Origin of the sequence: Bacillus sp. Cr_A10 (assembly GCF_029222665.1) — a bacterium.
Lineage (GTDB): Bacteria > Bacillota > Bacilli > Bacillales_A > Planococcaceae > Psychrobacillus.
The window spans coordinates 1-22,162 of record NZ_JARHXR010000023.1; the positions used below are offsets into that span (position 1 = coordinate 1).

The 22,162-nt window shown below is 35.7% G+C and carries 21 protein-coding genes and 2 rRNA genes; 14 read left to right on the plus strand and 9 right to left on the minus strand.

The features are described from left to right. The first annotated feature begins 1 nt into the window (after nt 1). The 6 genes from rrf (P2Q73_RS19085) (at nt 2) to P2Q73_RS19105 (ending at nt 5,364) form a co-directional block, all read left to right on the plus strand. Nucleotides 2-117: ribosomal RNA gene (gene rrf / locus P2Q73_RS19085) — 5S ribosomal RNA — on the plus strand. A 158-nt stretch (nt 118-275) separates the two neighbouring features. Further along, a 5S ribosomal RNA gene (gene rrf / locus P2Q73_RS20485) occupies nt 276-403 on the plus strand. A 484-nt stretch (nt 404-887) separates the two neighbouring features. Beyond that, nucleotides 888-1,565, plus strand: coding sequence for a response regulator transcription factor (locus P2Q73_RS19090; protein WP_056829048.1), 678 nt, complete (start codon nt 888-890; stop codon nt 1,563-1,565). Then, nucleotides 1,562-2,941, plus strand: coding sequence for a sensor histidine kinase (locus P2Q73_RS19095; RefSeq protein ID WP_275790133.1), 1,380 nt, complete (start codon nt 1,562-1,564; stop codon nt 2,939-2,941). Before P2Q73_RS19090 ends, P2Q73_RS19095 begins: the two co-directional genes overlap by 4 nt. 62 nt (nt 2,942-3,003) lie before the next feature. Next, nucleotides 3,004-4,962: an MMPL family transporter gene (locus P2Q73_RS19100; RefSeq protein WP_275790135.1), complete on the plus strand. Its 1,959-nt coding sequence runs from the start codon at nt 3,004-3,006 to the stop codon at nt 4,960-4,962. 12 nt (nt 4,963-4,974) lie between these two features. Continuing rightward, complete coding sequence (locus P2Q73_RS19105) at nt 4,975-5,364, plus strand: hypothetical protein (protein ID WP_056829042.1); 390 nt, start codon at nt 4,975-4,977, stop codon at nt 5,362-5,364. 47 nt (nt 5,365-5,411) lie between these two features. On the opposite strand, the gene P2Q73_RS19110 is transcribed toward P2Q73_RS19105, so the two are convergent. After that, a complete protein-coding gene (locus tag P2Q73_RS19110) occupies nt 5,412-6,311 on the minus strand; it encodes an EamA family transporter (RefSeq protein ID WP_053591055.1) in 900 nt (299 codons plus the stop codon). Nucleotides 6,312-6,323: 12 nt separating this feature from the next. After that, nucleotides 6,324-6,896: a GNAT family N-acetyltransferase gene (locus P2Q73_RS19115; protein ID WP_056829039.1), complete on the minus strand. Its 573-nt coding sequence runs from the start codon at nt 6,894-6,896 to the stop codon at nt 6,324-6,326. Nucleotides 6,897-7,055: 159 nt separating this feature from the next. On the opposite strand from P2Q73_RS19115, the gene P2Q73_RS19120 reads away from it, so the two are divergent. The 6 genes from P2Q73_RS19120 (at nt 7,056) to P2Q73_RS19145 (ending at nt 11,354) form a co-directional block, all read left to right on the plus strand. Beyond that, nucleotides 7,056-7,253 carry a PLDc N-terminal domain-containing protein gene (locus P2Q73_RS19120; protein WP_053591053.1) on the plus strand — a complete coding sequence of 66 codons (198 nt, stop codon included), beginning with the start codon at nt 7,056-7,058 and terminating at the stop codon, nt 7,251-7,253. Further along, nucleotides 7,250-8,155, plus strand: a complete 906-nt coding sequence (locus P2Q73_RS19125) for an ABC transporter ATP-binding protein (RefSeq protein WP_275790138.1) — start codon at nt 7,250-7,252, stop codon at nt 8,153-8,155. The genes P2Q73_RS19120 and P2Q73_RS19125 overlap by 4 nt, the downstream gene beginning before the upstream one ends. After that, a complete protein-coding gene (locus P2Q73_RS19130; RefSeq protein ID WP_275790139.1) occupies nt 8,152-8,934 on the plus strand; it encodes an ABC transporter permease in 783 nt (260 codons plus the stop codon). Before P2Q73_RS19125 ends, P2Q73_RS19130 begins: the two co-directional genes overlap by 4 nt. Before the next feature lie 389 nt (nt 8,935-9,323). Beyond that, complete coding sequence (locus tag P2Q73_RS19135) at nt 9,324-9,605, plus strand: hypothetical protein (protein ID WP_231687479.1); 282 nt, start codon at nt 9,324-9,326, stop codon at nt 9,603-9,605. A gap of 303 nt (nt 9,606-9,908) precedes the next feature. After that, nucleotides 9,909-10,532: an NAD(P)-dependent oxidoreductase gene (locus P2Q73_RS19140; RefSeq protein WP_056829033.1), complete on the plus strand. Its 624-nt coding sequence runs from the start codon at nt 9,909-9,911 to the stop codon at nt 10,530-10,532. Between the two features lie 24 nt (nt 10,533-10,556). After that, nucleotides 10,557-11,354 carry a metallophosphoesterase gene (locus P2Q73_RS19145; RefSeq protein ID WP_275790142.1) on the plus strand — a complete coding sequence of 266 codons (798 nt, stop codon included), beginning with the start codon at nt 10,557-10,559 and terminating at the stop codon, nt 11,352-11,354. 267 nt (nt 11,355-11,621) lie between these two features. Here the strand turns inward: P2Q73_RS19145 and P2Q73_RS19150 are convergent, their stop codons facing one another. The 7 genes from P2Q73_RS19150 to putP form a co-directional block, all read right to left on the minus strand. Continuing rightward, entirely contained in the window at nt 11,622-11,807 is a 186-nt protein-coding gene (locus P2Q73_RS19150) for a CsbD family protein (protein ID WP_053591048.1), read from the minus strand. A 62-nt stretch (nt 11,808-11,869) separates the two neighbouring features. Beyond that, the gene (locus P2Q73_RS19155) at nt 11,870-12,613 is read right to left on the minus strand and encodes a hypothetical protein (RefSeq protein WP_275790144.1); all 744 of its coding nucleotides are present in this window, start codon (nt 12,611-12,613) and stop codon (nt 11,870-11,872) included. Then, on the minus strand, nt 12,614-13,141 hold the full coding sequence (locus P2Q73_RS19160) for an RNA polymerase sigma factor (RefSeq protein ID WP_275790147.1): 528 nt from the start codon (nt 13,139-13,141) through the stop codon (nt 12,614-12,616). Between the two features lie 118 nt (nt 13,142-13,259). Beyond that, on the minus strand, nt 13,260-13,859 hold the full coding sequence (locus P2Q73_RS19165; protein ID WP_056829025.1) for a response regulator transcription factor: 600 nt from the start codon (nt 13,857-13,859) through the stop codon (nt 13,260-13,262). Between the two features lie 3 nt (nt 13,860-13,862). Then, nucleotides 13,863-14,993, minus strand: coding sequence for a sensor histidine kinase (locus P2Q73_RS19170; RefSeq protein WP_056829021.1), 1,131 nt, complete (start codon nt 14,991-14,993; stop codon nt 13,863-13,865). 87 nt (nt 14,994-15,080) lie between these two features. After that, nucleotides 15,081-16,133 (minus strand): Delta(5) desaturase DesA, encoded by a 1,053-nt coding sequence (gene desA, locus P2Q73_RS19175; protein WP_275790151.1) that lies wholly within the window; start codon nt 16,131-16,133, stop codon nt 15,081-15,083. A gap of 172 nt (nt 16,134-16,305) precedes the next feature. Then, nucleotides 16,306-17,790 carry a sodium/proline symporter PutP gene (gene putP, locus P2Q73_RS19180; protein ID WP_275790154.1) on the minus strand — a complete coding sequence of 495 codons (1,485 nt, stop codon included), beginning with the start codon at nt 17,788-17,790 and terminating at the stop codon, nt 16,306-16,308. A gap of 122 nt (nt 17,791-17,912) precedes the next feature. Between putP and P2Q73_RS19185 the strand changes: the two genes are divergently transcribed. Together P2Q73_RS19185 and P2Q73_RS19190 are read left to right on the plus strand one after the other, a co-directional pair. After that, nucleotides 17,913-19,076, plus strand: a complete 1,164-nt coding sequence (locus P2Q73_RS19185) for an exonuclease SbcCD subunit D (protein ID WP_275790157.1) — start codon at nt 17,913-17,915, stop codon at nt 19,074-19,076. Then, nucleotides 19,073-22,153 (plus strand): AAA family ATPase, encoded by a 3,081-nt coding sequence (locus P2Q73_RS19190; RefSeq protein ID WP_275790160.1) that lies wholly within the window; start codon nt 19,073-19,075, stop codon nt 22,151-22,153. The genes P2Q73_RS19185 and P2Q73_RS19190 overlap by 4 nt, the downstream gene beginning before the upstream one ends. Nucleotides 22,154-22,162 lie beyond the last annotated feature (9 nt).

Consider the following 22,162-nt stretch of genomic DNA (forward strand, 5'->3'; position numbering starts at 1 on the left):
GTCTAGTGATGATGGCGAAGAGGTCACACCCGTTCCCATACCGAACACGGAAGTTAAGCTCTTCAGCGCCGATGGTAGTTGGGGGTCTCCCCCTGTGAGAGTAGGACGTCGCTGGGCATTAGAAAAGTCGTTACCGAGTAATCGGTGGTGGCTTTTTTCTTTTGTACTAAAAAAGCCGAAGGGAAGAATTGTAGATAAACTAGCGAGAAAGTAGAGGAACAAAGAGTTCAAGGAAGCAAGGGAGAGAGGCTCGCAGCGTATGATATACGCGAGAATCGAACGACCGCTGCTGACGAAGAAATCTGCCGTTCATCTGCTTTCGCAGCCCGAACACGGAAGTTAAGCTCTTCAGCGCCGATGGTAGTTGGGGGTCTCCCCCTGTGAGAGTAGGACGTCGCTGGGCATTAGAAAAGTCGTTACCGAGCAATCGGTGGCGGCTTTTTTCTTTTGTACTAGAAAAAAAGCCGAAGGCAAAGAATTGAAGGCAAAGAATTGTAGATACTTGCAAAAAAGAGAGTCTCATAACGTAGGACAAAGAAAAAATGTGTCATCTCAGAGAAAGTTAACTCTTTATTTTGAGAAATGGTCGCTTTCAAGGGCTAATTGATCGCTTTTGGAGTCTCCTTAGTCGCTTATACAACTCATTTGGTTGCTCTAGCAGACAAACTAGTCTCCCTTATCCATATTTTTACTAAAATTCTCAATAAAAAATTGGTCACCGAGTAATCGGTGACCAATTTTTTGTGTATTATGTTGCTTAAGAGTGAGAAATGGCTGCTATGGTATTCAGCGAGATAATATTTTCCCTCTATTGTGTTCTTAAGTGGGCTTATACTTGCCGAATCGGCTAGAAACAGACACAATAAAAACTAATAGGGGGGTTCAGTTTGGTAGTAATACTAGCAGTAGATGATGATGTGCATACGTTAGATTTAATATCTATTTATTTGTCTCAAACGGGATACCAAGTAATCAAAGCAACTAACGGGAAAGAAGGATTAGCATTAATAGAAAATATAACTCCTGATCTTGCAATTGTAGATGTTATGATGCCCATTATGGATGGATTAACTTTAACGAAGCAAATACGTGATCAATATGATATTCCTGTATTACTTTTAACTGCAAAAGGAAGATTAGAGGATAAAGAAAAAGGATATTTGGCTGGTTCTGATGACTATTTAGTAAAACCTTTTGAACCAAAAGAATTACTATTTCGTATACGAGCAATTTTGAGAAGATATGATAAAACGAGTGATGCCAATATTCAAGTAGGAAATTTATGTATCAATCGAAAACGATTTGAAGTGCATGTTGGTGAAGACATATTAGTATTGCCGTTAAAAGAGTTTGAGTTACTTTCTAAGCTGGCTACTAAACCAAATCAAGTGTTTACGCGTGATCAACTAATAGAATCAGTATGGGGAATGGATTTTGAAGGCGACGAACAGACTTTAAGTGTACATATTAAACGAATTCGGGAACGTTTAAATAAATTGCAAACTGATATTCATATCACTACAGTACGTGGCATCGGATATAAATTAGAGGGCAAGCGTTTATGAGAACCTTATATAGTAAGTTTGTATGGATGACACTTCTCATTATGTTTCTCAGTGGGTCTTTAGGTTTTATCATTGTGAATACGTATTACCATCAAAATTTAAAAGTGGAAAATGATTCGAAGAATGTGCTTGTTGCAAAATCCATGGTGAAGCTGATTGAGACAACTGAGCAAAACGATTTAGAGCCTATTCTAAATGCTTTTGGAGATAGTGGGTATCAAATATATATTATAAATGAAGAAGGCCATATAAAGAGCTTTGGTGGCGATTTCAGAGAAAATGATATAAGTGATACTGTAGTGAAAAGCGTTATAGGGGGAGATATATATCATGGAATGAAGGAGTTTCCTAGAGAAACCTTTATTACGGGGTATTTTTCAAATGAATTAACAAATACAGTTGGAGTTCCATTTACATATGACAATAAAAAATATGCATTATTTCAGAGACCTAATATAAAATTTCTATTTAATGAAATTCATATATTATTAGGTGGTCTTGCAGCAGCAATGATTGTCATCAGTGTAATTGCTATGTTAATAGTAGCGAAAAAAATGATTAATCCTTTATCGAAATTGACCATTGCTACTAGAAAAATTGCGAACGAAGATTTTCAAGTACCGATACCAGTTTATCAAAAAGATGAAATTGGACAACTAGCAGAAAGTTTTCGATATATGGTGAAGCAGTTGGAAGCAAGTGACCGATATAAGAAAGAATTTATATCAAGAGTATCACATGATTTTCAAACACCATTATTAAATATTCAAGGCTATGCTACATTACTTGAGAACGAAAAGCTGAACGAAAAGGATCTATTAACATACACATCCATTATTCAAAAAGAAGCAAAGCGTTTATCAAGTGTAATGAAGCAATTATTGATACTTACTTCATTTGATCAAATGAATCACCGAAGAAAAAAAGAAAGTTTTCGACTTGATAACCAATTAAAACAAGTCGTACAAAAGTTTAGATGGATGATGGATGAAAAAGATATATTTCTGAAACTACAACTGAAAGAGGTAGAAATATCAGGAGATATAGAAATGTTGGAGTATGTTTGGGAGAATCTTATCTCGAATGCAATAAAATATAATCGCTCACCTGGAGAAATTCACGTTAAAGTTACTGAATCAATAAATCATATACTTGTTACTATACAAGATACTGGAGTTGGCAATAAAGATTCTAATTATGATCAATGGACAGACCGTTTTTACCGCGATGATATAGCAAGATCTACACAAATTGAGGGTAGTGGACTTGGCCTTGCCATTGTAAAAGAAGTGATTCAGTCTCATAATGGACGCTTATTATTTGATAGTGTAGAGCCATTTGGAACGAAGGTAACCGTTCAATTAAATAAGCTGTAATTTTCTGTTCATCTTCCGTTCATTTTCACCATGTATAGTACCCCTTATAAGGGGGAAGCAAAATGAAAAATAAAAGTCACTGGCTTATCATTATAGCTACCTGGCTATCAATAGTAATATTACTTTCTTTTCTTGCTCCATCAGGAAAAGAAGTGGCGAGTTCATCCAAAAATGCTGGACTTCCAGAGACAGCTTTGTCTATACAAGCGGATAAAATGCTAAAAGAGAAGTTCTCTACTAGTGATGGATTACCTTTAATCATCGTTTTTGAAAATAAAAAAGGAGCTTCTGATGAAGAAATTCAAGAAGTTCTACAATTAATGGAAAAAAATTATTCAAATATGCCGAGGTTCTCTCAAATTCCTTTGGAACAACGGGCTTCTTTTGTATCGGAGGATCAGAAGACATTTTTCATTCCATTAATTTTACAAGGAAATTTAGAAAGTAAAGAGGTTCATGAAGAGGTTAAAGAGATTAAAAATAATGTATCTCAAATTGTTCCTTCCGAGTTCAAGATTTACTACACAGGACCAGCGGGAATAGCAAGTGATACAATAGAACTTTTCTCACAGGCTGATTTGATATTACTTTTAGCGACAGTTGGTATTATTTTTATCCTACTTATCCTAATTTACCGTTCATTCTTACTTGCGATTATTCCTCTTATTGGGGCTAGTATTGTGTATGGGGTCGTGGACAGATTGATTGGTCTCACAGGAAAGTTCACATCAATTACGATTGAAAACCAAGCCCTTTCCATTATGACGATTTTATTATTCGCTGTAATAACGGATTATTCCCTTCTGCTGTACGCACGGTATAAAGAAGAACAGGATATGAAAGTGGCACTTGCTCGAACAAGAGAAACCATTCTATTTAGTGGTGGAACTATTTTAGCGGGAGTAGCAACACTTTCGTTTGCCATATATGAACCATATCGTAATTTTGCACCGGTGTTTGTTATTGCGGTAATTACCATGCTAATAGCAGGTCTTACTCTTTTGCCAGCATTGTTTGCTGTTGTAAAAATGCCGAAACAGAAAAACAAGAAATCGAAGCTTTGGATTTTAGCCGGTAACATAAGCACTCAAAAGCCATGGAGAGTTGCACTCCCTATCCTCTTGCTTGTAGGAATAGGGACTTGGCATGCTACAACCACTGTCTATTCCTATGATTTATTGGAATCCTTTCCAAAGGAATTATCTTCGCGAGAAGGTTTTAAAAAACTAGGTGAAGCATTTTCAGAAGGTGAAATTGCACCTACAACAATTTTAATTAAATCAACAGATGATAATACCATTTCGAGTATTATAGAAAAGATAGAAGATAGACCATTAGTCGATCAAGTACGACCTTCTTCAGAGGCTGATGGTCATACACAGTTTTCTGTTATATTAAAAGCCAATCCTTATAGTAAAGAGGCTTTAGATGAAATAGAAAATATAAGAGATCAGTTCAAAGAACAAAATGTTCAGGTTAGTGGAGAAACAGCAAAACAAGTCGATATTCGTAACATTAATGGAAGAGACACCTGTTTGGTAATGATATTAACGACTGTTTTAATAGGTGCAATGCTAGCATTTCAAACAAAATCTATCCGAGTATCTCTATTAATAATAGTTTCTATATTATTATCTTTTGGAGCATCGTTAGGATTCTCCACATGGATCTTTAACCTATTATTTAATTACTCGTCGTTTAGTTATCGTATACCTTTGTATTCTTTCGTTTTTTTAGTAGCTTTAGGAGTAGACTATTCTATTATGTTGATGAGTAGATTAAAAGAAGAGAGAAAACTACTTTGCGAGCAGGAAGCAATTGCAAAATCTGTTGAATTAACTGGAGGCGTTATTTCTGCAGCAGGTTTAATTTTGGCAGCTACGTTTGCAGTATTGATTACACAGCCTGTAATGGAACTGAAAGTATTTGGTTTTGTAGTAGCGTTTGGCGTTCTAATCGATACTTTTATCGTAAGACCGCTATTATTACCTGCATTGTTAACAATTACAAGAAAAAAATAGGAGGAAATTGAGATGCAACAAAAATGGAGTCTACGTTTAATACGAGCTGGTGCATTATTTGGATTACTAGGAGCTTATCTTGGATCTCATATGGCTGGAGCAGGATCCTATGCACTTCGCCCAATTCACGCCCATATTTTATTAGTTGGGTGGCTATCGTTATTTGTTTATGGATTGTTTTACAAGTTATATAAAATTAAATCGCCAAAGCTTGTAGCAGTGCATGGATGGACAGCAATTATAGGAGCAATCGGGTTACCATTAGGTATGTATTTACAGTTCATGCAACCATTTAATATAAACGAGACATTTGCGTTAGTTGCATATATTGTAGGTGGAACTTTGCTACTAATAAGTTTTGCAATATTTGTCTTGGTTACATTTAGAATTGAAAAAGAATAGAACTAAAAAAGCTGGAGCCTATAGTAAAATGGGCTTCAGCTTTTATATTAAACAGACTTTCGTTTTTTATTTCTACTAATTCCGGCAAGTGTCGGAATGCACATACCAACTAAAATAATTGCTATGCCGAGAACTTGTATCCAAGATAATGCCTCACTTAATACTATTACTGAAACAGTCACAGCAACCGGCAATTCCATTGCGCTTAAAATAGAAGAAACTGCTCCTCCTACTTTTGGAACCGCAATAACAAATAAATAAATTGGAATAATAATACCGAGCAAACCAAGGGCCAGTCCATAGAAAATAAGTGGTTCTGTAAACAGCTTTCCATTCCATATAATTTCAGGACTTTGGAATAAGGTAATCATGATCATTGCAAAAAAAGAAACGAACAATAGACGAGTAGTTGTATTCATACCTACCACTTGCTTTGTATTGACGTTCATATTAAGGGAAAATGATAGTGCTGCGGCAAATCCAAATACCCAGCCTTTCCAGTCAATACCACTTAAATCGACATCAATTACACCAGCAGCCAAAATGGTTCCGACAAATAATATGATAAGGGAAATAACTTCTGGCCTAGATGGTAACCGTCTTCTTAGAATACAATCAATAAGCGTTCCAATCCAAGTGAATTGAAAAAGCATAACTACTGCAAGAGAAGCTGGTAAATAGATAAGTGCCTGTCCATAAACAATTCCTGTAAGTCCAGTAAAAATACCAGCTAACAAAACGATTTTAAAGCCACCATTGAAACGGGGAAGCTTTCGTTGTGTCACCATATATATAATGAATGCTAAAAGAAAACCAATAATATATTGACTTGATGTTGCTTCAGAGGCAGTGTAACCATCCCCAATTGCCAGTTTGATCATTGTTGATAATGTCCCATAACAGCTTGCTGCAAAAACAACCATTAAGGGGTAAATCCATAATTTCATAAAACTTCTCCTTTAATCGACGTCGACCGTTTTCACCATATGATGAAAAGGTTCGCCAATAATTGTCCAAGGACATACAGTAACAAATCCAAGACGATTATACAAGCGGATTGCAGCTTCTTTTTCCGTTTCTACGTTCAAGGAGAGTTTTCCACCACTAGCATTTTTCACTAATTGTTCTGCATGTGTTAAAAGTTTTGTTCCAATTCCATGACCGCGATATGTTGGGTCAACTACAACCGTATCTATATACCACTCACCAGGTAGTGTTTCACGATCTATTTTGATAGAGGTACCTTTCTTATTGGAAAGATATTTCTCTAAATTTGCATCGAGTGTAACTGCTTGCTCTGATGTATAAAAGACAAGTGCGCCAGCAACTTTCCCTTCCATTTCTGCGACATACGTATGCAAATAGGAATGTCGATTGTCTGTCCGAGAAAATAAATGGACAAATTCCTTTGTGATAGCTGTTTCTTCCGTTTCTCCGGTCATTTGCATGGAGATATCACCTATTGCTTCCATAATCAGTGGAACGGTTGCCTGTGCATCTTCTTTCCGTGCTTTTCTAATTTTTAATTCCATTATTAAATTCACCTTCCAACTTTCTATTATAACATAACCATGTAAACACTTTGCCTCTAGAAGAAATGGAAATACATATTAAAAATATTTTTAAATTTATGAAACTTTTCTGTTCTATATGTAGTAGAATAGATGTAATGAGACAAAGGAGGAATAGGAATGGATTTCGAATCAATACCGTGGGTGCTAGTATTACCACTAATAATTCTTCAGTTTATTTTAATGGTAGTAGCTATTATTGACTTAATACGAGTAACCCATACGAACGGTCCTAAATGGTTATGGGGAATTATTATTGTTTTTGGTAATATCATTGGATCAATTATCTACTTTATCGTTGGGAGAAGAAATGAATGAATACACTACTTCATATGCAGGGCTTAACAAAAGAATATGGTAAAGAAAAGGCAGTAGACAATGTCACTTTTTCATTGAATAAAAATACGTCAACTGCTCTAATTGGACCGAATGGGGCTGGGAAAACAACTACTTTATCGATGCTTGCTGGTCTACTTAAACAAACAACTGGTTCCATTGAATTGGACGTAGAAATAAAGGGAGATATAAGACGTGAAATAGGATTTCTTCCTCAATATCCACAGATTTATTCATGGTTAACAGCACTTGAATTTATAGAGATGGCTGCAAAGTTAAGTGGAGTGGATACAAAGATTGCAAAAGCAGAAGCAGAAAAAACGTTGGAATTCGTCGGTCTAGGTGAGGCTAAAAATAAAAAGACCGGAACTTTTTCCGGTGGGATGAAACAGCGTCTAGGTCTAGCACAAGCAATCGTTCACAAACCTGCGTTGCTTTTACTAGATGAACCAGTTTCTGCATTAGATCCCATAGGAAGACGAGAAATTATGAATCTATTAAAAGAATTACAAGCAAAAACGACTATTCTATATTCCACTCATATCCTAAATGATGCGGAGGAAATGACCGATCAATTATTATTTTTACGAAAAGGTAAATTAGTGGAGCAAGGTTCTATGGAAGAGGTTCGTCAAAAGTATGCAAATCCTCAGTATAAAATTTATTTCACAAACGCTGAAGAGGCAGCAAAATTTATTGATACTTCACCTTATCCTGCAAGACAGGATGGTCCAACTGCTTTTATTGAAATAGGAGAGGATACTAAACTACAAATGAATGAGGTATTACGTGTACTTGGAAATAGTCATTATAGTTTGACGAAGGTTGAACGAGCAACTGCTAGTTTAGAAGAAATCTTTTTACAGGTGGTGAATAAAGGATGAGTAACTTTTCGGTTTTATTCCAAAAAGAGTGGCGTGAAAATGTACGGAACTTTAAAATCCTTTGGATACCGCTAGTGTTTATATTGTTTGGCATATCTGAGCCACTAATGAATTATTATTTACCTCAAATCTTAAATACAGTTGGGAATATGCCAGAAGGAGCTGTTTTTCAGTTACCTCAATTATCACCAGAGCAAATTGTTATGTCTACTGTAAGCCAGTATCAATTTATTGGAATGCTAGTTTTGACACTTGGTTTTGCAGGTATTATTGCAAGGGAGCGAAAAAACGGGTCTGCAACGCTTTTATATGTTCGTCCGATTGCGTACTCTAGTTATGTGTTTAGTAAATTAGTAATGATGAGCATACTTGTTATTAGTAGTGTGATTCTTGGATTGTTAACGAACTTATATTATACGTATATCCTGTTTGGAGCGGTCGATATGGGTTCATTTTTAGGGTTTCTTGGGACTTATATTGTATGGATTTTGTTCGTAATTAGTATTGTTTTATTTTCAAGTGCAACTTTTTCCACAGGGATTGCTTCTACTGTTTCACTTGTACTTGTATTAATTGTTCAATTAATCGATTCTTTACTTGGAGCTTATTGGACGATTTCACCATGGAAGCTGCCGATGTATGCTGGGATGATATTAAATGGCGATGTGGATAACACCCCATTTATATGGAGTTTACTTGTTACTTTTATAGCTATTATTTTTCTTTTAGCCGGAGCAATCTATTTTGCGAAAAAGAATGCTTCTAAGTCGAAGATATAATTATTTATAGATATAGAGGAGCATTTGTCACTTTTCGCCTCATCGATTTTGCTATGCAATTATTAGAAGGTATTAACCTGACCTGCGTGAATATATAGTGGAAGTGGTTGGCGATTACAGTAGAATCAGCATCCTTTTCGAGAAAAAACAACATTAGGGGGAAATCTTGAACTTGAAAATAATAATGAAAATTATCAATTTATGGAGTAAGATGCATCTGGTTAAGAGGCTTTAGAAATATTCAAAGCTGATAGGAATTGTTACGTCTATGAGTATGTATTAAAATAAATGTAAAAATTTTTACAAAAAAGAGGACTTTTCTTATGAGTATTCAAGTAAAATAAAGATGTACATGAATGGTACATATTATTTGAAAAGGAGGACTTATTTTGAATCCAGTTGAAACAGAACAAACTGAAGGGTATTCCAATACTGTTACCCCAAAAACAGCGGCTAATATGTCCGTAGGAGAATGGCTGCTTACGATGCTAATTATGATTATTCCTATTGTAAACATCGTCATGCTATTTATATGGGGGTTTGGTAATCCAGATCCACGTCGTAACTACGCACGCGCCTCTCTAATTTGGATGGCTATTAGCATCGGACTTATTATTATTTTTTATGGCGTTATATTTGCATTAATTTTTTCTACCGCTAATTCTTATTAAATTCTATTTCCCGGGAAATAACAATTCTCGACATTTAAAAGTATCCCAACACAAAACGTGGGATACTTTTTTATTTGTTAGGCTCTGTTGTTTATTGGTCGTGATGTGGTACAAAAAAGATGAATACATGCCGTATTTTACGTTTGTGCCTTAGGATGAGTAAGCTCAGCTCCAATGGGGAGACGCATTCTTGCGATGTGTAAATGGGGCTAGAGTGATTCCTAAAGAATAGTACAGTTTTCTTGTATCTTTACATAATTTAATGATGCTTTTTGTTATAATAAAAAAAAGGAGCTGTTTCTTATGAAAATAGCATTATTCGGAGCTACTGGGCGTGTAGGCGGAGAACTTCTTTCTTTGTTGCTAGAGAATAATCATCACGTGACAGTTCTTGTAAGAAAACCAGAGATGCTCCAGGTTCATGCTAATTTAACTGTAATAAAAGGCGATGCAAGAGTAAAATCAGATATAGAAAAAACTTTAGATAGCGTTGATTCAGTTGTAAGTGCATTAGGTACTGATCAAACAACTGTATTAACAGAAGCAGTAGCACATATCATTTCTATTATGGAGAAACAAAATATAAATCGAATCGTCACTATTGGTACAGGGGGGATATTATCAAGTCGGGTGAACCCTGAATTGTTAAGGTATCAATCTTCAGAATCAAAGAGAAAATCAACTATAGCTGCGAAAGAGCATCATAAAGTGTATGACATGTTAAAAGAAACCTTGTTAGATTGGACGATAGTTTGTCCAACATATTTACCAACTGGTGCAGCTACAAATGCTTATATTATTGAAAGAGATCGATTGCCGGTTGGAGCAGTTCAAACTACAACAGGGGACACAGCTTTATTTACATATAAGGAATTGATGGAAACAAACCATATTGGTCATCGAGTAGGAATTATGAGCCCAGAGTAAGATATATATTTTAGGAGAAGTTAAATGAAAAAGTGGTTAGTTTTGTTACTAGTATTAGTAGCTATATTATATTTTGGAAATAAAAACATAAAAACTACAGAGATAGTAGTAGAATCAGATAAATTACCTACTTCCTTTAATGGATTAAAGATTGTACAGATTTCGGATCTGCACGATGCAACATTTGGTGAAAATCAAACAAAACTTGTAAAAAAGGTGAAGGACGCCAAACCAGATTTAATCTTTATAACTGGTGATTTAATAGATAGTAATCGATATGATTTAGAAAATAGTCTTGATTTAGTAGAGCAAATAGCATCTTTTGCACCTATTTATTATGTGACTGGTAATCATGAAATCGCAACGAATGACATGGAGAATATTAAAACCTCTTTGACGGAGCTAGGAGTAAATGTATTAACGAATGAAGAGGAAACAATTGAAAAAGACGGTGAACAAGTTCGAATAATTGGTATTGAAGACCCGTTAAATGGAGTTCTTGTTAAGGAAGCGCTCAGTAAATTTAAACAATCGGATACCTTTACATTAGTTCTTTCTCATCGACCTGAAACGTTTCAAGATTATGTAGATCATAACATGGATATAGTTTTCTCGGGACATGCGCATGGAGGTCAGTTTCGAATTCCTGGGATAGGTGGTTTAGCAGCACCGGGACAAGGATTGTTCCCACATTTTACAGCCGGAGTATATGAAGAAAATAATACGAGGATGATTGTAAGTAGAGGCCTTGGAAACAGTGTTTTTCCAGTGAGGGTATTTAATACACCAGAGATTATTAGTGTCACATTAATATCGAAATAAGAAAAGCTTAATTTTAAGCATACAATAGTAGACTGAAGTGGAAGGCGGCGACTCCAGCCGGAATAGCAAATGTTTTCTGCACCGAAAGCGAAGCGGCTGAAGCCATGCCAACGGAAAGCGTCCGCCTGGAACGGAAAATCAACGGGGCCCAGACATAAGCGAGCGTTAGGCTTCGGAAAACCTGATTCATCCTATATAAAAATAAATTCGAGTTTTTCTACAGTATAAAAAGCTCTCCGCTAATGCAGAGAGCTTTTCTTATTTAACCTATAAGCGATCTCGATCATAACGATCTTTTGCTTCACCAACTGTTTTCTGAGCTTCACCTTTCAGTTTGTCTAATTTACCATCAGCTTGTAAACTTCTATCATCTGTCGCATTTCCAATTTGATCTTTTGTTTCACCTTTAACTTTGTTCACAGTACCTTTTAATTTGTCAGATAATCCACTCATGTAAATTCCTCCTCAAATTATTAATCTACTCTTTGTTTACCCGAAGGAGGGGGGCATTAAACTTATTCAACGATTTCAAATTGCTGAAGCATGGCATAGAACCTTGCACCATGACCTTCCGCAGCTTCTAAGAAATACTTCTCTCTAATCACAAAGCTACCACCATTTTTATTGTCTACTATATACACATTTGTAACGGGACTGTCCCATTCAGAACCGCTAATTCCATGCAACTTAAAGCCTTCAATTGGTTCTGTAACGCGTTCGGTTTCAGTCACATTCGTATATTCAGCTTCCAATTCCTTTTCTAAAGTTGAGACCATATCCTCAGGTGATTTATCCGTAATTTGCTTGATTTCCATGGAAACTTCCGGATACTTTTCTTCTAAAGGCTCCTTGGTCGTAATAATATCCGAGGTTTCTCCCTGGATAAGTTTATATCGTTCTTCATCGATATAAATAACGTATTCTGAATCTTTACCTTCTTGTAAAACGACTTCTGTTTCTTCATCCATTCCTTCAATACTTTGTGTTATTTGTTTCTCTGGAACGAAAATGTCTTTAATTTGTTTAATGAATGCCATACCTGTGTTGGTTTGAGTGCTAAACAATAGAATTACGGCAGCTGCAGCGGCAATTGTAATAGGAACAAACTTAGATTTCTTTTTCAAATGTTTATCCTTTCTATTCTTTTCTGGAAATAGCTCTCTGTCTAGATTATTCCAAATATCTTCTTTTAATTGATCTTGATTATCCTCAGTATGCTTTAGGATTTCTATTTTTGCTCTTTTATCCATTTGATCCATTCAAATTCCCTCCATTTCAGTCAAATGTAATTGTTTCTTTAATAGGTTTCTCCCGTTAAATAATCTTGATTTAACCGTGTTTTGGTTCAACTCTAAAATTTGTGCAATTTCTCTTTCAGAAAAGCCTTTTATATATTTTAATAAAATTGGTATTCGGTATAAGTCCGACATGTTTTGTATGATCTCGTATAAATTCGTTACATTTTCTTTAGAATGTTCCATTAGTTGTGTATAGTGCTCATTTAGAACCGTGTTAATCGGACTATTTTTCTTTTCTTTATTTAAAAGTCGATTGCATTCATTGACTAAAATGCGGTAGAACCAAGCATTAAAAGAAAGTGCAGTATCGTAAGAAGATATATTACGGTAAACACGAATAAAAGCTTCCTGTACAGCATCTTTTGCATGTTCATCATTTCGTGTAATAGCCTTAGCGGTACGAATAGCATAACTTGCATACTCATCATATAATCTACGAAAAGCATCCTTATTTCCTTTTTTTATTTCCCTTATAATATCTTCGTGCATATGAATTGTTCACTCCTTCCGTAAATAATGTCTTCAATATATATACCCTTCAAACGTTTGAAAAGTTGAGAGGAAAATAAAAAAACTGCTTAAAGTTGTCCTTTAAGCAGTTTTATATTCATTTAAACCAACCCTTCTCCTTAAACCGAGAAATAGCTTCTATTCGGTTGCCTACATCTAATTTATCTAATATAACAGATATATAGTTTCGGACAGTTCCCGTAGTGAGGTATAGTTCCCCTGCAATTTCCTTTGTGCTTTTCCCATCTGCAATCAATTCAAGTACTTGGCTTTCGCGCTCAGTTAAAGGATTATCCTCTTCAAACGCAATATCTACTAATTCAGGAGCGTATATACGACGACCATCCATAATCGTACGAATAGAATTAGCAAGTTCTTCACTAGGACTATCTTTAAGCAAATACCCACTAACCCCAGCTTTTCGAGCACGCTCAAAATAACCAGATCTTGCAAAAGTCGTTAAAATAATCACTTTGCAATTTTCCTCTTTTAATTCTTCTGCAGCATCCAATCCACTTTTTACTGGCATTTCAATATCCATGATACAAATATCAGGCTGCAATTGATGGATTAGCTTAAGAGCTTCCTCTCCATTATTCGCTTTTCCCACAACCTCCATATCTTCTTCTAGATCAAGAAGTGAACCAAGGGCACCAAGAACCATTCGTTGATCTTCTGCAATTACAATTCGAATCATTTGTTATTCCTCCTGTCTCGATTGCTGAATCACATTTGGCACACGTATATTAAGAGTTGTTCCATTTTTCGTGTGAATGTCGAAACTACCATTTACAAATTCTAATCGTTCTTTAATGCCTCGTAATCCATGTCCTTTAGACCAATCCTTTTCCAAAACCAAACCAGTGCCATTGTCATGAATTTTGAGCAAGGTTTCTTTTGCAGATTGTTTAATAGATATAGAACAAGAGGTAGCATTACTATGTTTCACAACATTCGTTACGGCTTCTTTTAGACACATACTTAGTACGTTTTCGACAAGGAGGGGAGTTTTCACTAGTTCCGCTGTCCCGCTTACTTTACAATCGATCTGTGCGGCTAGTAAAATTTGCTTCACGCGAAATAGTTCCTCTTCAAGTTTTGTACCACGCATATTTGTCACAAGTTCTCGTACTTCCTTTAAAACTGAGCGGGCAGTTTGGTTAATATCATTAATTTCATTTTTTGCAGCTTCCGGATTTTTTTCGATTAGCCTGCTCGCTAAATCACTTTTCAAACCTATAAGTGATAGTTTTTGTCCTAGTGTATCATGTAAATCCCGAGCGATACGTTCTCTTTCTTCAATAATGATATATCGGGAAATACGTTTTTGTGCGTCCTCCAGCTGACCTTCTAATACTTCGCGTTTGTTTCGATTGTATGTATTGAATGGCAATAAAATCACACCGATTAAACAGATGATGAGGAAGGGCATGTGCGAAAGGAAGAGCTCCATTTGTGTAAAGAAACCAATTATAACTGCTGTGATCATTGCTACTAAATGAATACTGTAAATGACAAAAAAGTTTGCTTTTTGTTGAATATTCCCAATAAAAAAAGATAAAAAGATAGAAAAATAAATATATCCATATAAAAAAGTCATACTGACGCTTATGGCGATTTCTACAAATACGCATATATAGAGAAGTATGCCCTTCGATGTGAAAGATGACCGATAAACAATAAAAAATAATAGCGTGAGTATTAAACCAATTATTATTTCAAGTTGACTAGATGACTTAAAAATAAAGAAGAAAGGAAAAATACAAAAAACAATCCAAGCATAAATACTTAACCAAGGATATTTAGGGAAGACTTGATACCATTTTGTCAATTGCTACACCTCTATTTTGGTTCCATATAATTCTTATTATATAGGAAAAACCATTCCTTTTTAACTGGGAATGGTTTTTCCTGTAAATTATTTTCCGTCGAAGCTTGCATTTTTGGAATGTAATTTAACGTTCGCTTTAGGGTTCTTTAGTAAGTGTTTAATTTCTTTAAAGCTGACAAAGTTTTTATTTGCTTCATCGTACAGACGGAAGCGAATAGATTGTAAGCTCGTACGTAGATTAATCGTAGTTGCCTTTTGTAAAGGTGGTGTCGATTCATGCGCTATCTCTAAATTGTAATTAGGAACACGAGGGCTTAGATGATGCACATGATGGAATCCTATATTTCCAGTTACCCATTGTAATACTTTTGGTAATTTGTAATAAGAGCTTCCATCAACTGCAGCTTTTACATAATCCCATTCTGATTCATCTTCAAAATAAGAATCTTCAAATTGATGTTGGACGTAGAATAACCATATTCCAAGTGATCCAGCAACGAAAAGAATCGTACCTTGGATAATTGCAAATGCTTGCCATCCGATTAACCAAATCATTAGGGAGTAAATAACAACGACGGAAATATTGATCAAATATGTGTTGTTACGTTCTTTAGGACGAGCATCTTTACGGTTAACTCGATTGCTAACTAAGAATAATAATGCAGGTCCTAGACCAAACATTACGATTGGATTACGGTATAGACGATAAGAAAGTCGTTTCATTAGAGTTGCTTCTATATATTCTTCAACTGTCATCATCCATATATCTCCGACACCGCGTTTATCTAAGTTTCCACTTGTAGCATGGTGTATATTGTGTTCACGTTTCCATTTCTCATAGGCGAATAAAGTGATAATTCCAGTGATGGTACCAGTAATGTTGTTTGCTTTCTTATTCTTGAAGAACGAACCGTGTGTACAGTCATGAAAAATAATGAAAATACGAACAACAAAACCTGCAGCGACAACTGAAATTGCGACAGTCAACCAAATAGATACATCTAGGCTTAGGTAAGCTAAAAACCAAAGGATAAAAAATGGTGGGATTGTATTTATAAGCTGAAAAACACTCTTTTTCAACTCGGAATTTTCAAATGGCTTAACATTTTTGCGTAGCTCAAGCGTTTTTTCTCTGCTCATTGTATTCCTCCTAATAAGAATCATTACCATAACTATAAGGAAATTACCCAATTAGGAGTAGGCATAAACGTCAAGTAATAAACATGACAAGTGTCATATAGGCGAATATATATAGAAGGATGAAAAGAAAAAAAACTGACCGAAAAAATTCGGCCAGCTTTTACTAATATTATTAGCGATCACGTTTCAATAAACGTATTGTCTCATCAAATTCTTTATCAATTTCAGCATTTGGTTTGTAAGTCATTAAGCTTACTACCACTGCAACGATTAAGGCTAAAACGAAACCTGGAACGATTTCATATAAAGCACTTGAAAGAGTCTCATTTGTTCCCCAGATTACTACAGTTACTGCACCAACAACCATACTTGCTAACGCACCGGTTGAAGTAATTTTTCTCCAGTAAAGAGTTAATAGGATAACTGGACCAAATGCTGCCCCGAAACCTGCCCATGCAAATGATACAAGTTTCAAGATGGTTGAATTTTGATCCCATCCAATTGCCAATGCAATAACAGATACAACAAGTACTGCCAAACGTCCATATAATACATACGTTTTGTCTGATGCATCCGTTTTAATAACTGCTTTGTATAAGTCTTCAATTAATGCAGACGATGTAACGATTAATTGAGAAGAAATAGTACTCATAACTGCTGCTAAGATAGCTGCAAGCATAATACCAGCAATAAATGGATGGAATATAATTTGACCTAGCGCGATGAAAACAGTTTCAGGATTTTCTAAACTTAGTTCTGGATGTTGTTGATAGTAAGCAACTCCAACCAAAGCAGTAGCAATGGCTCCACCTAAGCTTAAAATCATCCATCCAATACCGATACGACGTGCTTGTTTTGTTTCTTTAACAGAGCTAATTGCCATGAATCGAACAATAATATGGGGTTGTCCGAAATAACCAAGACCCCAAGCAACTGCGGAAATTCCACCTACTAAAGTAGTTCCTGCGAAAAGACTTAGATGTGTAGGGTTCACTGCCTTAATAGACTCAATTGTTTCTCCTAATCCGCCTGTTGTAAATACTCCTACAATAGGTACAGAAATTAATGCTAAGAACATTAGAAGACCTTGAAGGAAATCCGTATAACTAACTGCCAGGAAGCCACCGAATAACGTATAGGCAACTGTTACACCTGAAACAATTAGAAGACCAGTGTGGTAATCTAAACCAAATGAGCTTTCAAAGAAAACTCCACCTGATACCATTCCTGATGAAACGTAAAACGTGAAAAATAATAAAATAATTAGACCTGAAGCAATACGTAGTAAACGTGAAGATTGCTTTAAACGGCTTTCTAAATAACTAGGAATTGTAATAGAGTCATTTGATACTTGTGTGTAAACACGTAATCTAGGTGCAACGAATAACCAGTTTAAGTAAGCACCTATCGTTAATCCGATTGCAATCCAAGCTTGACCCATACCTGAAAGATAAATAGCTCCAGGTAATCCCATTAATAACCAACCGGACATATCTGCAGCCCCTGCACTTAATGCAGTTACAGCTGGACCGAGTGAACGACCGCCGAGCATATAATCGGTTAAATTGGTAGTTTTCTTGTAAGAATACCACCCGATAACAAGCATTGCTACCATATAAATAATTATGGCTGTAAGTTGATAAGCTTCTGATGACATAAGCATCCCTCCCAATGTCATCATAACATGCCAAGTAATCGGTTTCATTAGTTTTTAATTATTACCAAACATTTCTTTTATTTATTGATGTTAAAATAGACTTAGAAGAGGAGGTTTTTCTTTTGAAATTTTTTCATACAGCAGATTGGCATTTAGGCAAATTAGTGCAAGGTATATATATGACGGAAGAACAACGATTTGTTATACATCAATTGATAGAAGCTATTGATATAGAGAAACCAGACGCTGTAATAATTTCAGGTGATTTATATGATCGGGCGGTTCCTCCCATGGAGGCAGTAAATTTACTAGATGAACTGCTAGCGGAGATAGTTCTAAAACGAAAAACACCTGTATTAAGTATCGCTGGAAATCATGATAGTCCATCTCGACTAAACTTTGGCAGTAAGCTAATGAAAGATTCGGGATTATATATAGTAGGTCAATTAACTGAAGAACTAAAATCTGTCATTCTGAATGATGAATATGGAGAAGTACATTTTCATCTAATCCCATATGCTGATCCTTCTCAAGTGCGGCATTTATTTGATGATGACACGGTAACTAATCATCAGGAAGCTATGAGGAGAATTGTAGATGAAATTGATAAAACGCTAGATTTAACGAAAAGGCATGTGTTTGTTGGACATGCATTTGTCACTGCACGTGGGCAGCAAGAAGAGAATACGAGTGATTCAGAACGTCCATTGGCAATTGGAGGAGCTGAATATGTGGATGCTGCGCTTTTTAAAAACTTTTGCTACACGGCACTTGGCCATCTTCATCAAGCCCATTATGTATTAAATGAAACAATACAATATGCAGGCTCTCCATTAAAATATTCGATTTCAGAGGAACACCATAAAAAAGGGTATTTTATAGTTGAGTTAGACCAACAAGGTAAGGTTACGTTAGAAAAACGTTTGCTAGTTCCAAATCGTGATATGAGAACAATAGAGGGTTATATGCAAGACATTTTGCATCATCCGGTGAGCCAAGACTTTGTATTTGTAAAATTACTCGATGAAACACCTATTTTATCTCCAATGGAACAGATTAGAACCGTTTATCCAAATGCGATGCATGTTGAAAGAAAAGTATTTAAGTCAAATACCACGAATGAAAAAGAACAAGTAAGTCGTCGAAAAACAGACGATTTTACTCTGTTTCAATCTTTTTATACCGAAGTAAGTGGAAAAGAGCCATCTGATGAAACAGAAAACTTATTCAAGGAAATATTAGAAGGCTTAATGATAGAGGAACGTGAAGGGGGGATCAAAGTATGAAGCCGCTTCAGCTAAAAATGACCGCATTTGGTCCATATAAATCGACCGAAACGATAGATTTTAATGAGCTGCAGAACAATCATCTTTTTGTTATCTCCGGAGCTACAGGAGCAGGAAAAACTACTATATTCGATGGAATATGCTTTGCATTATATGGATTAGGAAGCGGAGAGGATCGTCGTGATACGAAAATCATGCGCAGTGATTTTGCAACAGATGATACACATACTTCCGTGGAATTAACATTTGAAATGCATCAACGTACATATCGGATATTGCGGCAGCTTCCACATGTAAAAAAAGGAAATAAAAGCGCAACTGGTGAACGCTACGAATTTTTTGAAGTGAACGAAACGGGTGAAATTCCTGTTGTTGACCGTCAAATTGTGTCAGAAATCAATAAAAAGGTAGAAGATATTATTGGACTAACACAGGATCAATTCAGTCAAATAGTTATGCTACCTCAAGGGGAGTTTAGAAAGTTACTTACTTCCCAAACAGAAAACAAGGAAGCTATATTACGTAAAATCTTTAAAACAGAGCTATACAAAATGATAAGTGAGAAACTAAAAGAGAAAAAACTACTAGCAGAAGCAGAATTGAAAAAAGAAGAATTAGCTCGAAACAGCTATACGGAACAAATCGTAGCTTCATTCCCAACTCGAGATTCAAGCATTTTTCAACTAATCGATTCGGGTAATTTTAACATTGTTCAGCTAGTGGAAGCTTTAAAAGAAGAAATCAACTATTATGAAAAGAAAGTTCAACTAGACGAGACGATATACAGAGAAGCATGTGAAAAACACGTAAACAAACAGAACGATTACTACGAAGCAAAAGCAGTAAATGATAGATTTGTAGAGCTTGAAGCAAAAGAACAAAGCCTTAAAAACTTACAAAACCAGTCAGAAGAGTATGCAGACAAGCAATATCGATTAGAAGCAGCTGAGAGGGCAAGTTCTATTGAACATATGGAAACTTACTTTAGGGACTCAGAGCAAGAAGTTGATAAGAAATCGAAGCTATTAGAATTAGCTAAACTAGAGATTTTGGAAGCAGAAGAAAACGTAAAACAAGTAGAAATTGAGTATACGTTAGAAGCAAATAAAAAAGAAGAACGTGAAAAAAGTGTGGAAGCACTTATTCGTTTAAATTCATTTATGCCTTTGTTAGAGGAGCTCGAATCTAAGGGAAACGAGATACTTAATTACCAAAATCGTATGAATGAACTAAGCGGTCAAGTGACTGCTATGACAAATCTATTTCTCGAAGAAAAAGAAGTATTCGCTTCGCTTAAAAAAGAAATAGAAAAGCTAGAAGCGCTTGTAGAACCACTAGACTATGAAGTGCAACGGCTAACGAAATTGCAAACAAATAATAGTATGTTGCAAGACTTTATAAAAGGTGAACAACTTTTTCTGGACCTAACAAAAGAGGAAAATATCCAAAAACAACTTTTCTTAGATTTGCAAGAAGCTTATAAGGAAGAAGAAAGTAAATGGTTAAGCAACCAAGCTAGTATGCTTGCATCGAAGCTCGTGGAAGGAGAAGCCTGCCCAGTTTGTGGAAGTACGGAACATAAAGTGTCACGTACAGAAGTACATGATGAAGCTGTAAATCAAGATGAATTGCAAAAATTAAAAGACCAGTTAGGTAAGCAAGAATCGTTGTTTTGGACGGTTCGTACAAAAAAAGAAACTGCTGAAGAAAATTATTTGAAAATGCAGAAGCAGTTAGAAGAACTTCAACTTACTATTCCTGAAGCACCAAAACTAGCAAAAGATGTTGAACTACTAGAATTAGAAATTGTAAGTCTCCGACAACAAAAAGAAAAGCTGGCAGTTTTACGAAATCCTTATAAGGCGAGTGTTCAAAAGGTTGAGAAGTTAGAGCAAGATAAAATAAATGCCGAAGTTACCTATCAACAACAAAAAGGCATGTATGAGCAAGCAAAAGCAGTGTATGATTCCAAAAAAGCATCTATTCCATCATACATTTCCAACTTGCAGGAGCTTACAGAGCAAATAAAGGAAGCAACCAAGTATAAGGAACAATTAGAAAATTCCTGGGCTCAAATACAAAATCAGAAACAACTTGCGGTTGAAGCATTCACTAAAGCCCAGCTTGCTGTAGGACATGCTTCCAATTCACTCCATGAAGCAAAAGAAAAAAGAGATAAGGCCAAAGTTCAGTTGATTGAAGGTTTATCTAAGGCTGGCTTTGAGACAATCGAATTGTATACGGCGGCGAAAATGTCTGAATCAGAAAGACAAATCTTAAGGGATCAGTGTAAAGCATATGCACAAGCACTTCATACATTTACGGAACAAGTAAAAGAAAGTCGGGAGCAGCTTGCAAACAAAATAAAAGTAGAGCTAGCGCCGTTAGAAGAAGAGTTAGTTACACTTAAGATTGCATATGAAGAAGCATTAAATATCCTTAATAGTTCGAAGGAATACGCAAAAGCTGGCCTAGAAATAGAGCAAAAGATTAACACCGCAAGCTCTCGGATTACGAAGTTGGAGCAACAATTAGGACGTATTGTAGACTTATATGATGTGCTTAGGGGACAAAATCAGTCTAAAATTTCATTTGAGCGATATGTGCTAATTGAATATTTGGAGCAAATTGTACAGGCTGCAAATGAACGGCTAAAGTATTTATCGGGTGGTCAGTATTACTTGATCAGAAGCGAAAGACAAGAAACACACGGTAAGCAAAGTGGGCTTGGATTAGACGTATATGATGCATATACAGGACAAACAAGAGATGTAAAGACGCTATCAGGTGGCGAAAAGTTCAATGCATCGCTATGCTTGGCTTTAGGCATGGCCGACATTATCCAAAGCTTCCAAGGTAGTATTCGAATTGATACGATGTTCATTGACGAAGGATTTGGCTCCTTAGACGAAGAATCTCTTAACAAAGCAATTGATACATTAATTGATTTACAAAAATCAGGTCGGATGATCGGCGTGATTTCACATGTTGCTGAACTAAAGGCAGCAATACCTGCAATTTTAGAAGTAGAGAAGCTAAAAGAGGGTTATAGTAAAACTAGATTTGTTATTAAATAGTTGTTATAA